The organism is Bifidobacterium santillanense (assembly GCF_018555385.1).
Lineage (GTDB): Bacteria > Actinomycetota > Actinomycetes > Actinomycetales > Bifidobacteriaceae > Bifidobacterium > Bifidobacterium santillanense.
The window spans coordinates 232,529-248,268 of record NZ_JAFEJS010000002.1 but is presented as its reverse complement, the minus strand read 5'-3'; the positions used below and the strand labels follow the sequence as shown (position 1 = coordinate 248,268).

Annotated in this window: 11 protein-coding genes; 10 read left to right on the top strand and 1 reads right to left on the bottom strand. The window is 68.8% G+C overall.

Features of this window, described 5'->3' with window-relative positions:
* The first annotated feature begins 20 nt into the window (after nucleotides 1-20).
* Entirely contained in the window at nucleotides 21-1,571 is a 1,551-nt protein-coding gene (gene guaB, locus JS528_RS03580) for an IMP dehydrogenase (RefSeq protein WP_214357734.1), read from the top strand.
* A gap of 115 nt (nucleotides 1,572-1,686) precedes the next feature.
* Here the strand turns inward: guaB and JS528_RS03575 are convergent, their stop codons facing one another.
* A complete protein-coding gene (locus tag JS528_RS03575) occupies nucleotides 1,687-3,465 on the bottom strand; it encodes a glycoside hydrolase family 13 protein (protein WP_214357733.1) in 1,779 nt (592 codons plus the stop codon).
* Between the two features lie 272 nt (nucleotides 3,466-3,737).
* Between JS528_RS03575 and orn the strand changes: the two genes are divergently transcribed.
* The 9 genes from orn to JS528_RS03530 all read left to right on the top strand — a co-directional run bounded on the left by orn (nucleotide 3,738) and on the right by JS528_RS03530 (nucleotide 15,642).
* Entirely contained in the window at nucleotides 3,738-4,385 is a 648-nt protein-coding gene (orn, locus tag JS528_RS03570; protein WP_214357732.1) for an oligoribonuclease, read from the top strand.
* 191 nt (nucleotides 4,386-4,576) lie between these two features.
* Entirely contained in the window at nucleotides 4,577-5,440 is an 864-nt protein-coding gene (locus JS528_RS03565) for a Cof-type HAD-IIB family hydrolase (protein ID WP_214357731.1), read from the top strand.
* Between the two features lie 11 nt (nucleotides 5,441-5,451).
* Nucleotides 5,452-6,867 carry a DEAD/DEAH box helicase gene (locus tag JS528_RS03560; protein ID WP_214357730.1) on the top strand — a complete coding sequence of 472 codons (1,416 nt, stop codon included), beginning with the start codon at nucleotides 5,452-5,454 and terminating at the stop codon, nucleotides 6,865-6,867.
* 140 nt (nucleotides 6,868-7,007) lie between these two features.
* Nucleotides 7,008-8,510: a polysaccharide deacetylase family protein gene (locus tag JS528_RS03555; protein ID WP_214357729.1), complete on the top strand. Its 1,503-nt coding sequence runs from the start codon at nucleotides 7,008-7,010 to the stop codon at nucleotides 8,508-8,510.
* A 45-nt stretch (nucleotides 8,511-8,555) separates the two neighbouring features.
* A complete protein-coding gene (amrB, locus tag JS528_RS03550; protein WP_214357728.1) occupies nucleotides 8,556-10,241 on the top strand; it encodes an AmmeMemoRadiSam system protein B in 1,686 nt (561 codons plus the stop codon).
* 31 nt (nucleotides 10,242-10,272) lie between these two features.
* Nucleotides 10,273-11,355, top strand: a complete 1,083-nt coding sequence (amrS, locus tag JS528_RS03545; RefSeq protein ID WP_420838179.1) for an AmmeMemoRadiSam system radical SAM enzyme — start codon at nucleotides 10,273-10,275, stop codon at nucleotides 11,353-11,355.
* Nucleotides 11,356-11,498: 143 nt separating this feature from the next.
* Complete coding sequence (locus JS528_RS03540; protein ID WP_214357726.1) at nucleotides 11,499-13,304, top strand: proline--tRNA ligase; 1,806 nt, start codon at nucleotides 11,499-11,501, stop codon at nucleotides 13,302-13,304.
* Nucleotides 13,305-13,469: 165 nt separating this feature from the next.
* Nucleotides 13,470-14,621, top strand: a complete 1,152-nt coding sequence (locus tag JS528_RS03535; protein ID WP_214357725.1) for a hypothetical protein — start codon at nucleotides 13,470-13,472, stop codon at nucleotides 14,619-14,621.
* Nucleotides 14,622-14,877: 256 nt separating this feature from the next.
* Nucleotides 14,878-15,642 carry a single-stranded DNA-binding protein gene (locus JS528_RS03530; RefSeq protein ID WP_214357724.1) on the top strand — a complete coding sequence of 255 codons (765 nt, stop codon included), beginning with the start codon at nucleotides 14,878-14,880 and terminating at the stop codon, nucleotides 15,640-15,642.
* The last annotated feature ends 98 nt before the right edge of the window (nucleotides 15,643-15,740 follow it).

The window sequence follows — 15,740 nt, the reverse complement described above, 5'->3', positions numbered from 1 at the left end:
CACATTCATATAGTGGTCATATGGCTACAAACCTCGATATGAACGCAGAATCCGCGTACGCTCCCCTTCCGCCGATTTTCGCGAAGCTCGGCCTCGCCTATGACGATGTGCTGCTGCTGCCGAACGAGACGGACGTCATCCCCTCCGAGGTGGACACCACCACCCACCTGACCCGCAAGATCACCATGAAGGCCCCGGTGCTCTCCGCCGCCATGGATACCGTCACCGAGTCCGAGATGGCCATCGCCATGGCCCGCAACGGCGGCATCGGCGTCCTGCACCGCAACCTGTCCATCGACGATCAGGCCGCCCAGGTCGACGTCGTCAAGCGCTCCGAGTCCGGCATGATCACGGACCCGCTGACCGTCAGCCCAGACGTCACCCTCGCCGACCTCGACAAGCTGTGCGGCAAGTTCCACATCTCCGGTCTGCCGGTCGTCGACAAGGACAACAAGCTCGTCGGTATCATCACCAACCGCGACATGCGCTTCATCGCGTCCGAGGACTACGACCACCTCAAGGTCAAGGACGTCATGACCAAGGAGAACCTGGTCACCGGCCCGTCCAACATCTCCAAGGAGGACGCGCACCGTCTGCTCGCCGAGCACAAGGTCGAGAAGCTGCCGCTCGTCGACGCCGAGGGCCACCTGACCGGCCTGATCACCGTCAAGGACTTCGTCAAGACCGAGCAGTACCCGGACGCCACCAAGGACGAGCAGGGCCGCCTGCGCGTCGCCGCCGGCGTCGGCTTCCTCGGCGACGCCTGGCAGCGTGCCTCCGCCCTGATGGAGGCCGGCGTCGACGTGCTCGTCGTCGACACCGCCAACGGCGAGGCCCGTCTGGCCCTCGACATGATCTCCCGCCTCAAGCACGACTCCGCCTTCGACGGCGTGCAGATCATCGGCGGCAACGTCGGCACCCGCTCCGGCGCCCAGGCCATGATCGACGCCGGCGCCGACGCCGTCAAGGTCGGCATCGGACCGGGCTCCATCTGCACCACGCGCGTGGTCGCCGGCGTCGGCGTCCCGCAGCTGACCGCCGTGTACGAGGCCGCCCAGGCCTGCCGCGCGGCCGGCGTGCCCTGCATCGCCGACGGCGGCATCCACTACTCCGGCGACATCGCCAAGGCCCTCGTGGCCGGCGCGTCCTCCGTCATGCTCGGCGGCACCCTCGCCGGCTGCGAGGAGGCCCCGGGCGAGAAGGTCCTGCTGCACGGCAAGCAGTACAAGCTGTACCGCGGCATGGGCTCCCTCGGCGCGATGGCCCCGCGCGGCAAGAAGTCCTACTCCAAGGACCGCTACTTCCAGGCCGACGTCACCTCCAACGACAAGGTCGTGCCGGAGGGCGTCGAGGGCGAGGTCCCGTACCGCGGACCGCTCAACGCCGTGCTCTACCAGATGCTCGGCGGCCTGCACCAGTCGATGTTCTACATCGGCGCGCACAACATCGCCGAGATGCCCGAGAAGGGTCGCTTCATCCGCATCACCGACGCCGGCCTGCGCGAGTCGCACCCGCACGACATCGTGATGACGGCCGAGGCCCCGAACTACTCCGGCTTCCACAACAACTGATCCGCCGCGTGATCGGCCGGTCCCGTGATCGGCCGATCCGCTTCGTCGGCATCGGAACATGAAGAAGGCTCCCCGCGGGGAGCCTTCTGTCGTATGAGGGGTACGGTGCGTCGGATCAGTCGAGCCTGATCCAGGCGGTCACGTCCTGCGGCAGACGCCCGTCGGCGGTCAGCGGGGCGGACGTGAGCAGCAGCTCGCCGTCGGGCAGGGCGACCGGTTCGGCGCCGAAGTTGGTGATCGAGGCCCAGCCGTTGGAGCGGCGGTAGGCGATCACGCCGCCCGGATAGCCGTTGGTGCCGTCGTGCAGGTCCGAGGGTCGGTCCTCGGGGAGCCACTCGACGTCGATGTCCTGATTGCGGTACTCCCTGCGGATCGCGAGGGCGCGACGGTACAGGTTGAGCGTCGAATCGGGGTCGGCGTCCTCGACGTCGACGGCCATGTCCTTGAACCACTTGGGCTGCGGCAGATGCGGCTCCTCGCTCGGGGTGCCGTCGGCCTTGGTCCTGGGGGAGAAGCCGAAGGATCCGCCGGTGCCGAACTCGTCGTCCTCACAGGCGAGCGCGGGCGCGTCGGCGGCCGTCCACGGCAGCGGCACGCGGCAGCCGTCGCGGCCCTTCGTGCTGGCCTCGCGGACGGTGTGGAACGCCTCCGGATCCTCGAGGCGATCCCACGGGATGTCCGCCACTTCGAACAGGCCGAGCTCCTCGCCCTGATAGATGTAGGCGGAGCCGGGCAGCGCCAGCTCCATGAGGGCGGCGGCGCGGGCGCGGCGGGTGCCGAGCTCGCGGTCCTCGACGTAGGTGGAGGGGCCGGCGGAGCGCAGCAGCCAGTCGAGCGCCAGCTGATGGTAGTTGGGCGTCCTCACCTGCGGCAGGGCGTAGCGGCTGGCGTGGCGGACCACGTCGTGGTTGCTCATCACCCACGTGGCCGACGAGCCGGAGTCGCGGGCGGTGGCGAGGCCCTGCTCGATGGCGCGGTGGAAGTCGTCGCGGATCCAATCCATCTTCGCGAACTCGAAGTTGAAGGTCTGTCCCATCTCCTCGGGGGAGGCATACAGCTTGAGGCGCTTGGGGTTCACCCATGCCTCGGCCACGGCGAACGCCGGCGGCTCGTGTTTGTCGAACACCTCGCGGCGCCACTCCCTGAAGATCTCGTGGGACTCGTTGCGGTCGAGCACCGGATGCGAGCCGTCGTCGGGCATGAAGTTGTCGGCCCACACGTGGTAGTCGTCGAGGTCGTCGCGCTCGAGATCCTTGGCGAGACCCTGCGCCACGTCGATGCGGAAGCCGTCGGCGCCGTGGTCGAGCCAGAAGCGGAAGGTCTCGAGGAACTCCTCGTGCACGTCCGGGTTCTTCCAGTTGAAGTCGGGCTGCTCGACGGTGAACATGTGCAGGTACCACTGGCCGTCGGGCACGCGGGTCCATGCGGGGCCGCCGAAGTGGTTCTCCCAGTTGGTCGGCGGCAGGTCGCCGTTCGGGCCCCTGCCGTCGCGGAAGATGTAGCGGTCGCGTTCGGGCGAGCCGGGGCCGGCGGCGAGGGCGGCCCTGAACCAGCGGTGGCGGTTGGAGCTGTGGTTCGGGACCACGTCCACGACGATCTTGATGTCGCGCTCGTGCGCCGCCCCGGCGAGGGCGTCGAAGTCGTCCATCGTGCCGAGCTTCGGGTCGACGGCGCGGTAGTCGTCCACGTCGTAGCCGCCGTCGGCGAGCTGCGAGGGGTAGAACGGATTGAGCCAGATCGCGTCGATGCCGAGTTCGGCCAGATAGTCCATCTTCTCGGTCACGCCGGCGAGGTCGCCCAGGCCGGAGCCGGTGGTGTCCTTGAAGCTGCGCGGGTAGATCTGGTAGACGGCGGCCTGCTTCCACCACAGCGCGGGATCGGTTGCGTCGGTCATGTCCGTTCCTCCTTGCATCGTGAATCGTCGGGATGATGACGGTTGCATACAAACGACGAATTGCTGGTTGCGACGCTTGCAATGCTTTGCGTTACTCGAATGATAACGCTTGCATTACCCGTAGCCGCGACCGCGACGCGCCCGGTCGGCCGGGGCCGCGGTCCGCGCGTCCGGCACGGCCGGCGGCCCCGGATGCGCACGCCCGTCGAGGTGTTGTAGGTGCCGCGCTATAGTCTGAACTGTTCTTGAAACCCACGGAAAAGAGGAACGACATGGTGGATGCGCATGACGCCGAAACCTACACGGCGGAGGGATCCCGCCTCATCTGGATCGACTGCGAGATGACCGGACTCGACATTTTCGGCGGCGACGAGCTCGTCGAGGTGTCCGTCGTGCCCACCGACTTCGACCTGAACGTGCTGGACGAGGGCGTCGACTACGTCATCAAGCCGAGCGACAAGGCCGTGGCGCACATGAACGACTTCGTGCGCCAGATGCACACCCGCTCCGGCCTGATCAACGAGTGGGAGCACGGACTGAGCCTCGAGGAGGCCGAGAGGAAGGTCACCGAGTACGTGCTCCGCTTCACCCCGGACGGCGTCAAGCCGCTGCTTGCCGGCAACACCATCGGCTCGGACAAGAAGTTCCTCGACCACTACATGCCGAACCTCATGAGCCACCTGCACTACCGCAGCATCGACGTGAGCACGTTCAAGGAGCTCGCCCGCCGCTGGTACCCGGCCGTGTACGAGAACCGCCCGCCGAAGAACGGCGGCCACCGTGCGCTCGCCGACATCATCGAGTCGCTCGACGAGCTGCGCTACTACCGCGCGGCCGTCATGGCGCCGGCCCCCGGCCCCGATGCGGCCGAGGCCGCGCGCATCCGCGATGAGATCGTCGCGACCAGCATCAACAGGTAATCGATCGCTTGCAGAGAACCGTTCTCAATAACAAACGTGTGAGCCCCCGGCCTTCGGAATCGAACACGGAAATCGGCGAAATCGCCGGAAACACGCCGAAACCGTCGATGTTCGGTTTGTGAGGTCGTGTGCGTATGGTGCGCACGTTTCGTAATGAGAACGGTTCTCTGCGCAACAGAGAGGTAAGCAACATGACCGCAAAGGACTGGACCGCCATCTCCCGGGGGCCGCACGACATCCGCCTCGTCGTGGCGGACATGGACGGCACACTGCTCGACGGCGAGAGCCGCATCCCCGACGACTTCTGGCCGCTGCTGGCCGACCTCAGGACGCGCGGCGTCGAGTTCGTGCCCGCGTCCGGCCGCCAGCTCGCCACGCTCCGCTCGATGTTCGAGACCGAAGCCGCTGACGGCAAGGCCATGTCGTTCGTCGCCGAGAACGGCAACGTCGTGGTCGCCGACGGCGAGATCGTCGACGTACACGGCGTCGGCTGGGACCTCACGCGCGACCTCATCGACATCGTAGACCGCGCCGTCGAGGCCGGATCTCACGACATCGGCCTGGTCGTGTGCGGACTCAAGACCGCGTACATCCAGCGCACGGACCAGCCGTTCGTCGACGAGTGCGCGAAGTACTACAAGGCGATGAAGATCGTCGACGACCTGCACGAGATCCTCGGCACGCCCGGCGAGACGGTCCTCAAGCTCGCGATCTTCGACTTCGGCGACGCCGAGTCGATGGCCGGCGACCTGCTCGGCGACGTGGCGCGCGAGCATGCGGTCGTCGTCTCCGGCGCCCACTGGGTCGACATCATGGACCTGGACACGAACAAGCGCCAGGGCGTCGTCGCGCTGCAGCGCCATCTCGGCGTCACCCCGGCGCAGACCGCGGTGTTCGGCGACTACCTCAACGACCTCGAGATGCTCGAGGCCGGCGAATGGTCGTTCGCGATGGCCAACGCGCACGACGACCTCAAGGCCGCGGCGCACTGGATCGCCCCGGCCAACACCGAGCACGGCGTCATCACGGCCGTGCGCCGGCTGATCGGCGAGTAGGAAGCGGGTCGATGAGGCAGAGCGAGGCTTTGGCGATCCTGAACGCCGGCGCGAACGTGTTCCTGACGGGCGCGCCCGGTGCGGGCAAGACGTACGCGTTGAACGAGTTCATCCGGCAGGCGCGCGCCGATGGCGCCGACGTGGCCGTCACCGCGTCCACCGGCATCGCCTCCACGCACATCGACGGCCAGACCATCCACTCGTGGAGCGGCGTCGGGCTGGCGAACGTGCTCACGCCGAACCTGCTCAAGACCATCAAAACCCGCCGTCGCCGCCGCATCCAGGCCGCCGACGTGCTCGTCATCGACGAGGTGTCGATGCTGCACGCCTGGCTGTTCGACATGGTCGACCAGGTGTGCCGGGCCGTGCGGCGCGACCCGCGCCCGTTCGGCGGCCTGCAGGTCGTCCTCTCCGGCGACTTCTTCCAGCTGCCGCCGGTGTCCGTCTCCGGACGCAACCGCGACGTGCTGCCGCCCAGCGCCGAATTCACCGCCTCGCGCGAACGCTACGCGCGTGCCGGCCTCAACCCGGAGGGGTTCGTCACCGAGTCGCTCGTCTGGGCGGAGCTCGACCCGGTCGTGTGCTATCTGACCGAACAACACCGCCAGGACGACGGCAGGCTGCTCACCGTGCTCACCGACATCCGCGAGGGGCGCGTGAGCGACGCCGACCGCGACGTCCTCGTCACGCGCCTCGGCGTCGAACCGGCCGGGGACGAGGTCGCGGTCCACCTGTTCCCCGTCAACCGCCAGGCCGACGACCTCAACGACGCGCGGCTCGCGCGCATCGAGACCGACCCGCACGAGTTCCACGCCGAGCAGGCGGGGCCGGCGAACCTCGTCGAACGCCTCAAGCGCAACATGCTCGCCCCCGAACGCCTCGTGCTCAAGGAGGGCGCGGCCGTCATGGCGCTGCGCAACGACGCGGACCGGCAGTTCGTCAACGGCTCGCTCGGCACCGTGCGCGCCTTCGCGGCCGAGAGCAAGGGCGGATGGCCGATCGTCGAGTTCGAGAACGGCAACATCGTCACGATGAAGCCGGCCACGTGGGAGATGATGGACGGCGACGAGGTGCTCGCGTCCGTCGCGCAGGTGCCGCTGCGCTGCGCGTGGGGCATCACCATCCACAAGTCGCAGGGCATGACGCTCGACCGCGCCGTCATGGACCTGAGGCGCACGTTCGCGCCCGGCATGGGCTACGTGGCGCTCTCGCGCGTCGAATCGCTCGACGGCCTCTACCTGGAGGGCGTCAACAACCGCATGTTCCTCGTCTCGCCCGACGCGGTCATGCTCGACGGCGACCTGCGCGAGGCGTCCGCCGCCGCAAGCGACCAGCTGGCGCGCGACGGCGCCTCCGCGTTCAAACCGTCGCTCTCGTTCCCCGCGGGCGATCCCGACGACGAGTTCGCCCAGACCGCGCTGTTCTGAGCGCCGATCGTCGTGCCGGCCGACGTTCATCGACGGCGAAAGCCGGGGGATCCGCCGGACGGGAGCGATGAACTAGGCTGGAGGAGTGGAGACCGCCGCATCGGCGTGGGGATGCGACCGAAACGGAAGGATGGGGCGTCATGACGGGGAATCCGATGGAACGGGACGGCGACGGCGACGAACATTACGGCGGTGACGTCGACGCCATCGACGATCCGACGCTGCTGGACGGATTGACCGGGGACGGCGGCGGCATCGACGGGGAACGTCATGGCCACGGACCCGCCCGCGGCCGTCGTCGCGCCGTAAAGCCGATCGTCGCCGCGGTGATCGCGCTGTTCGCGGCCGGACTGGTGTTCGCCGGATGGACGGTCGCGCGCTCGGTGCTCGACTCGCGCCGGCAGGCGCACGAGACCGCGCTCGCCTCATGCCGCTCATCGCGCCGCACGTACACGGAGACCGCCACGACGTTCACCCCGACCCTCGCCAAGTCGAAGACGCTGCTCGAGAAGACCAAGGGATTCGACGCCAGCGAGACCCGCGCACGGCTGCAGCAGAAGGTCAACGGCACCTCCGGCATCGACTTCGCCGCGCTCGCCGCCGCCGACTGCACGGCCGGCATGTCGACCGCCGAACTGACCGACCTGGCCGACCGGTACGGCAGCTCCGAAACCCAGATGGAGACCGCCATGATCTCCATGCCCTATGACGCGCAGAACCTCGAGGGCATCCTCGACGGGCTCACCGTACGGGACGCGCGCGCGAACCTCACGACCCTCCTCGACAAGGCGCGCACCGCCTACTCGCGTTCCGACGGCAAGGCCGACGACGCCCTGCGCGCCACGCTCCAACAGGCCATCGACACCGCCCAGCGCGTGCTCGACACCACCTCCACCACCGACGCCGCGACCGTCGCCGCACAGGCCGGCCCGCTGACCCGGGCCACGGACGCGGTCATCGCCGCGATGCCGCTCGACTGCCACTTCGCCGACTGTGTGGCGCTCACGTTCGACGACGGCCCCGACAAACGGCGCACGCCCAAGGTGCTCGCCGCGCTCGCGAAGGCCAAGGTCCCCGCCACGTTCTTCCTGCAGGGGCAGTTCGTCAACGGCTCCAACGTCGATCTCGTCAAACGCATGGTCGCCGAAGGGCATTCGGTCGGGTCGATCTCGTGGCGTCACACGCAGATGCACGCGATGGGTGCCGACCAGCTCGCCAAATGGTTCAAGGACACCGACGACGTGATCGCCGGGGCGTCCGGCAGGCCCGTAACCCTGTTCCGCCCGCCGGACGGCGCATGGAGCGACGCGCTGCGCACCGCCGCCAGGGACAACGGGCAGGCGATGATCATGTGGAGCGTCGACTCGGGCGACTGGGACGGCAAGGTCACCGCCTCCACGATCGCCAAACGTGTCGTCTCCGATGCGGCTCCGGGCGCGATCGTCGCGATGCACGACGGCAACGCGGCCACCGCCAAGGCGCTGCCCGAGATCGTCAAGGGCCTCGAGGCCAAGGGCTACCACCTCGTCACCATCGATACCCTGCTCGCCGGCGCGCTCGATCCCGTCCAACCCGGAGACATGGTCTACGGCCTCGACAACATCCAGCGGAACAATCAGGGAACGGACGCCGCCGCGCAATAGGCGGAGCGGCCGCGCGACTACCATGGGAGTCAAGAGGTGGTCGTTATGATGCGTTCCCTTTCCGTGCGTCCGGCGGCGGTGGCCGGCGCCTTCTATCCCGACGATCGCGTCGTATTGCAAAAGATGATCGACCGGCAGCTCGGCTACGGGCGTGGCCTCGTCGCGAAACTCGCCGACGCGTTGCCGCAAGGCGCGCCGAAGGCGGTGATCGTGCCCCATGCCGGCTACGTCTACTCCGGCACGACCGCGGCGCTCGCCTACGCGCTGCTCGAACGCGGGCGTGGCACGATCCGCCGCGCGGTGATCGTCGGGCCCACGCACCGCGTGGCCGTGCGCGGCGTCGCCTGTCCGACGGCCGCCGCGTTCGCGACCCCGCTCGGCGAGGTGCCGGTCGACGTCGCGTCCGAACGCCGCGCGCTGGGACTGCCGGATGACGCTCCGTTGCGCTCCGGCATGCGCGCCCTGCCGGACGCCCCCGCGCCGGCGCTCATCGTCCACGATCCGACCCATGCGCGGGAGCACGCGGTCGAGGTGCAGATCCCGTTCCTGCAAACCGTGCTCGGTCCGGACCTCGAGATCGTGCCCCTCAACGCCGGGAACGCGAGCCCGAGCGAGGTCGGCGACGTGCTGCGCGCCCTGTGGGGCGGACCGGAGACCGTCATCGTGATCAGCTCCGACCTGTCCCACTACCATCCGCAGGAATACGCGCGCGAACTCGACGACGAGACCATCGACGCGATCGGGCGGCTCGACGGGCCCATCCACCCGCGTCGCGCCTGCGGCGCCTACCCGATCAACGGCCTGCTCGACGTGCTGACGCGCGGGCTACGGCCGTCGTCCGATGGGCGGCACGGCGACGCCGGCGACGTCGCGTTCGACCTGCGGCTGCTCGGCCGCAGCACCTCCGGCGACGACGGGATCGTCGCGCCCGCCGGGGCGTCGCGCCCGGCGATGGACGACCCGGACGAGGCCGTCGTCGGCTACTCATCGTTCGCCGTCTGGCAGACGACCGTGCCGTCCGACTCCAGCCGTACGGCAACGGACCGGTCGGGTCTCACGACCGATGCGGGGGATGGAACGGATAGTCGGAACATCGGGGAATCGGCTGAATCGGCAGACGAATCCCACGCCGACGAATCACGCGGCGATGTGCTGCTGCGCCTCGCGCGCGCGGCGATCCGCGAGCATCTGGAACTCGACGATGACCCCGCGAACCGGCCGAACGCGATCATCGAACGCCATCCGTGGCTCTACGAATCCGGCGCGAGCTTCGTCACCCTCACCGAAAGCGGACGGCTGCGCGGCTGCATCGGCACCCTGCAGGCGTACCGGCCGCTCGGCTGCGACGTGACCGCCCACGCGGTCGACGCGGCCAGCCGCGACCCGCGGTTCGCGCCCGTCACCGCACGCGAATACCCGCTGCTCGAGATCGAGGTGTCGGTCCTGGGCAGGCCGGAGCCGATCACGACGTCGGACGGCGCCCCCGTGCGCTCGCGGACGGAACTCGAACGCGTGCTCAGGCCTGGAACGGACGGGCTCATCCTCACCGAGCGTGCCGGCCGCGGACTGCGCGCGACGTTCCTGCCGCAGGTGTGGGAGCAGCTGCCGGACGGCCACGACTTCGTCTCGCACCTGCTCGCCAAGGCCGGCATCGCGCCGGACCTCGATTGGTCGAACGGCGAGATCGAGTGCGAACGCTACGGGGTGAGCGCCTATGCCGACCATGAGTGAGACGACGACCGGCGCCGCGACGGCCGAGGTCATGACGGGCAGGGAGGCGCGGGCCGCGTTCGGTCCGGCCTTGGGCCGCTGGCAGACGCGGCTTCACGACGGCACCGGACGGGCCCGCTGCGACCTGTGCCCGCGCCGCTGCGTGCTGCGCCCCGGACAGCGCGGCTTCTGCTTCGTGCGCTCCAACCACGACGGCGTCATCGTGTCCGACACGTACGGGCGCAGCTCCGGCTTCGCGGTCGATCCGGTCGAGAAGAAGCCGCTCAACCACTTTCACCCCGGCTCGAGCGTGCTGAGCTTCGGCACGGCCGGATGCAACTCCGGATGCCGGTTCTGCCAGAACTGGGACATCTCCAAGGCGCGTGACTTCGACCGGCTCGGCGTCGAGGCGGGCCCGGAGCGGATCGCGGCCGTGGCCGCCGACCGCGGCATCGACTCGGTCGCGTTCACCTACAACGACCCGATCGTGTTCGCCGAATACGCGATCGACACCGCCGCCGCCTGCCGTGCGCGCGGCATCCACCCGATCGCCGTCACCGCCGGATACATGTCCGCCGAGGCGCGGCCCGACTTCTACGACGCGATGGACGCCGCCAACATCGACCTGAAGGGCTTCACCGAGGACTTCTATTGGAAGGTCACCGGCACGCATCTGCAGGACGTGCTCGACACCATCGACTACGCGGTCAACGGGGCGCGCACCCCGGACGGGCAGCACGTGTGGGTGGAGCTGACCACCCTGCTCATCCCGGGGCTCAACGACGACGACGCGCAACTGCACGCCGAATGCGCATGGATCCGGGAGCACTGCGGCCCCGACGTGCCGCTGCACTTCTCCGCGTTCCACCCGGCATGGAGGATGACCGACGTGCCGCCGACCCCGCACGCGACGCTCACCCGCGCGCGCCGGATCGCGATGGGGGAAGGGCTTCACTACGTGTACACCGGCAACGTCCACGACCGCGACGGCGACACCACGTTCTGCCCGAACCCGGCCTGCCGGGCGAGGCTCGTGGAGCGCGACTGGTACCGCATCGTCGCCGACCGGCTGAGCGGCCAAGGCGATGACGCGCGCTGCCCCGAGTGCGGCACCCCCATCGCCGGGGAATGGTGATCGAACCGCGAGACGGACGGTCCGGCGGGCCGTTCGTAGGTTCGGCCGAGCGGGTCGTGCCGTGAAGTGGCGTCGGGCCGGCCCGCAGGGGCGCCCGTAATCGCGAACGGGCGTTGTCGGTTGACGCGAATATCTTGGAGCCTATGACTTCCAATACCCTTCGTATGTCTACCCTGTTCCTGCGCACCCTGCGCGAGGACCCCGCCGACGCGGACGTCGATTCCGCCAAGCTCCTGCAGCGCGCCGGATACATCCGCAAGGCCGCGCCCGGCATCTGGACCTGGCTGCCGCTCGGCCTGCGCGTGCTCAACAAGATCGAGGCCATCATCCGCGAGGAGATGAACGGCATCGGCGCCCAGGAGGTGCACTTCCCGGCCCTGCTGCCGCGCGAGCCGTACGAGGCCACCCACCGCTGGGAGGAGTACGGCGACAACATCTTCCGTCTCAAGGACCGTCACCAGGCCGACTACCTGCTCGCGCCGACGCACGAGGAGATGTTCACCCTCCTGGTCAAGGACATGTACTCGTCCTACAAGGACCTGCCGGTCGTCCTCTACCAGATCCAGACCAAGTACCGCGACGAGTTCCGCCCGCGCGCCGGCCTCATCCGCGGCCGCGAGTTCGTCATGAAGGACGCCTACTCGTTCAACATCGACGAGGAGGGCATGCGCAAGGCGTACTACGACGAGCGCGGCGCGTACGAACGCGTCTTCCAGCGCATCGGCCTCAAGTACGTGCCGGTGTTCGCGATGTCCGGCCCGATGGGCGGCTCCGCGTCCGAGGAGTTCCTCGCCCCGATGCCGATCGGCGAGGACACCTTCGCGCTCGCCCCGTCCGGCAAGGCCTGGAACGTCGAGGCCCTGCACACGCCGGAACTGCCGGAGATCGACTGCTCCGCCACCCCGGCCGCCACCAAGGAGGCCACCCCGGACGCCAAGACCATCGACAAGATGATCGAGCGCGCCAACGCCGACCATCCGCGCACCGACGGCCGCGAATGGGCCGCCTCCGACATCCTCAAGAACGTGGTCATCGCCGTCAAGCATCCGGAGGACGCGGAGCACGACGAGCCGTGGCGCGAGCTCATCGTCGTCGGCGTGCCGGGCGACCGCACGGTCGACATGAAGCGTCTCGAGGCGCAGTTCGCCCCGTCCGAGCTCGAGGAGGCCACCGAGGAGGATCTGAAGGCCCACCCCGAACTGGTGCCGGGCTACATCGGACCGATGGTGCTCGGCCCGCAGGGCCAGGCCGCCGGCGTCGAGGAGCCGCTGCGCTACTTCGTCGACGCGCACGTCGTCAAGGGCTCCGCATGGTTCACCGGCGCCGACGAGCACGAGGTCGACTACTACGATCTCGTCTACGGCCGTGACTTCGAGGCCGACGGCACTGTCGAGGCCGTCGAGGTCCGTCACGGTGACATGAGCCCGGACGGCTCCGGCCCCTTGAGCTTCGAGCGCGGCGTCGAGATCGGCCAGGTCTTCCAGCTGGGTCTGAAGTACTCCAAGGCGCTGGATCTCAAGGTCCTCGACCAGAACGGCAAGGCCGTCCCGGTGTGGATGGGCTGCTACGGCATCGGCGTGAGCCGCGTGCTCGCCTGCGTCGCCGAGACCCACCACGACGAGCGCGGCCTCGCCTGGCCGACCGTCATCGCGCCGGCCCAGGTGCACGTGGTCGCCACCGGCAAGGACGAGAAGGCGTTCGAGGGCGCCGAGCAGCTGGTCGCCGAGCTCGAGGCCAAGGGCGTCGAGGTCATCTACGACGACCGCAAGAAGGTCTCCCCGGGCGTCAAGTTCAAGGACGCCGAGCTCATCGGCGTGCCGGTCATCGCCGTGGTCGGCCGCGACTACGTCAACGACGGCACCATCGAGGTCCGCGACCGCGACGGCGAGAACAAGGTCGCCGTGCCGGCCGCCGAGGCCGCCGCCACCATCGTCGACCGTCTGGCCTGATCGATTCCGGTGACTCACCGCATACGCCCCTTCCACACGGAAGGGGCGTTCTCGTTTGCGACGCCATGATGGGCGCGTCGTGAGATACGCGGACGCGGATGGTGGTCCGACGGCGGATGAGGGCATAGTCTTGGAAATACGTCTGCATGCATAGAAAGGACCATCATGGCCAATGAAGACAGGACGAACGCCGGAGCGGCGAACGAGAACGCGCAGGACGGCAAGGACGGCGAGCCGCGTATCCTCGGCTGGTTCTACGCGTTCGACGCCGACGACGATCCCCACGACCCCGACCGGCTGATCTGGATGTCGCTCGAGGAGGCGGACGACGGCGGCCGCGAGACCAGCATCCACGCCGACAACCTCCTCAGACTGCACGCGGAGAACCGTCCGCTGCTGCTCGCCGACGTCAAACTGCTCGGCGAGGCGCTCGCCGGGTACGAGGACGCGGAGGCGAAGGGCGTCACGTTCCGTCGCTACGCCTTCTCCTGCGCGGACGAGCTGCCCGAGGGCGTCATGCCGATCGCGCGGTTCACCGCCGAAGTCGGCAGGAACGAGGAGGGCATGACCGTCACGCATCGTTGCGCCGTCAACGACCGGCTCAAGCCGGAGCTGCTGGTCGGCGCGCAGCGCCTCGTCGCCGGCATGATCGAGAACCTGCCCCGGCTCTTCGATCAGCTCGAGGAATCGGAGCGAAACGACGAGCCCTCCACCGACGCGATCGCCGACATCGCGTCCGATCTCTTCGATAAGGCCGGCGGCGCGGGCGCAGGGAACGCCGGTGAGGACGCCGCCGACTCCGGTGCCCCCGCCGGGACCGCCGAACCCGCCGCCTCCGATACGGCCCGCGAGTCGAAGGTGTTCGGCTACTTCTACGCGTACGACGAGAGCACGACCGTCGACGATCCCGGCATGATCGCGAGGATCAGCGCCGAGCCGGACGACGACGGAGGGATGAAGCTCGGATTCTCGCTGTCGTCGTTCCTCACCGACAGCGTCGACAACTGCGGCGCGATGCTCGCGTTCGTCTCCCAGCTGTACGACGTGCTGCCCCGGTCCGATGACGGCGGCAGCGTCTATCGCCGCTATGCGTTCACGAACCGTTCCGAACCGCCGGAGCACACGCTGCCGTTGGGCCGCATCGTCGTCGAATTTGAGGACGGCAGGCCGGTCGGATCCCATTGCGAGGCGGCCGGGGACGAGAGGCTGCACGACGCCCTGATCGGCGCGTCGCACATCATCGGGGAGTTCGGTCCGTACATGCGCCAGGTGCTCGACCGGAAGCAGACCGAGTCCGGGGCGCACGGCGACGACTGATCGCCCCGCACGGATCGGAGCCCCGATTGTGGATAAGTCGTCGGTCGTGCACAGACGGTCCACAACGCGCCGACCGATCGGGGCTCCGTCCACATCGGTCTGAATCGTTGCGTGCGGCCGTGGTCCCGCCGCACGCTGGTGTCACCGGAAGGCCGTTCGCGCGTCGTTCGCGCGGGGCGGCCCTCCGGTCCATCGATCACGACAATCGACGGTCGGCCAACGGCGGCCGGCCGTGTCAAGGAAAGGACCAATCGCCATGGGCATCCAGCAGATCCAGGTGACCGTCACCGGCAATCTCGGGGCGGACCCCAAATCATTCGGCAGGAACATCGACGCGCCAGCGTGCTCGTTCCGCGTCGGCGTGACGCCGCGCTACTTCGACGGCAACCTCCGTCAATGGCGCGACCGCGAGACGACGTGGATCGGCGTGCGCGCCTACCGCACGCTCGCCACGAACGTCCTCAACTCGCTGCACAAGGGCGATCCCGTCATCGTGACGGGCATGCTGCGGACCGAACGATGGCGCAAGGAGGGCGAGCCGGTCGACCGCATCACCCCGGTGGTCGACGCCGTCGCGGTCGGACACGACCTGAGCCAGGGCGTCGGACGGTTCCGTCGTGCGGGGCGCGAGCAGCCCGCCGCGAACGGACAGGGCGATGGAGCCAACATCGGCGGAACCGGAGCCAGCGGGAACGGATACGGCGGCAGCATGCCGGGCGGGACCGGCGCTGACCCGTACGGCACGCCGCCCAGCAACGACCCCGTGCCCGGTGCGGGAGCGGCCGCCCCGCCGGTCGACCTCGCCACCGGTGAGATACGGGACGACGAGGCGCCGGTCTACGGCGCCGTGACGGAGGACGGCGGCGAATCCGAATCCGCATCCGTCGACGTTCCGGATCCGGGGAACACGGTCGTTTCCGGGAACGCCGACGGACCGGAGGGCGGACAGGGAGACGAATCCTCCACCGTGGCCGAGGCCGATAGCGGAGCCGACCGTGAGTTCGGGGACCCGTCGATGTAGCGCGACGGAACGGGAACCACCGGACTCACGGATTCCGGACCCACGGATACGACGAGCGCCGTGCGGCATCGTGGAAACACGACGCCGCACGGCGCTCG

What these genes read in the sequence shown, in the direction of transcription:
- guaB (WP_214357734.1), top strand. Translation starts at nt 21, where the DNA reads ATGGCTACAAACCTCGATATGAACGCAGAATCCGCGTACGCTCCCCTT.
- JS528_RS03575 (WP_214357733.1), bottom strand. Translation starts at nt 3,465, where the DNA reads ATGACCGACGCAACCGATCCCGCGCTGTGGTGGAAGCAGGCCGCCGTC.
- orn (WP_214357732.1), top strand. Translation starts at nt 3,738, where the DNA reads ATGGTGGATGCGCATGACGCCGAAACCTACACGGCGGAGGGATCCCGC.
- JS528_RS03565 (WP_214357731.1), top strand. Translation starts at nt 4,577, where the DNA reads ATGACCGCAAAGGACTGGACCGCCATCTCCCGGGGGCCGCACGACATC.
- JS528_RS03560 (WP_214357730.1), top strand. Translation starts at nt 5,452, where the DNA reads ATGAGGCAGAGCGAGGCTTTGGCGATCCTGAACGCCGGCGCGAACGTG.
- JS528_RS03555 (WP_214357729.1), top strand. Translation starts at nt 7,008, where the DNA reads ATGACGGGGAATCCGATGGAACGGGACGGCGACGGCGACGAACATTAC.
- amrB (WP_214357728.1), top strand. Translation starts at nt 8,556, where the DNA reads ATGATGCGTTCCCTTTCCGTGCGTCCGGCGGCGGTGGCCGGCGCCTTC.
- amrS (WP_420838179.1), top strand. Translation starts at nt 10,273, where the DNA reads ATGACGGGCAGGGAGGCGCGGGCCGCGTTCGGTCCGGCCTTGGGCCGC.
- JS528_RS03540 (WP_214357726.1), top strand. Translation starts at nt 11,499, where the DNA reads ATGACTTCCAATACCCTTCGTATGTCTACCCTGTTCCTGCGCACCCTG.
- JS528_RS03535 (WP_214357725.1), top strand. Translation starts at nt 13,470, where the DNA reads ATGGCCAATGAAGACAGGACGAACGCCGGAGCGGCGAACGAGAACGCG.
- JS528_RS03530 (WP_214357724.1), top strand. Translation starts at nt 14,878, where the DNA reads ATGGGCATCCAGCAGATCCAGGTGACCGTCACCGGCAATCTCGGGGCG.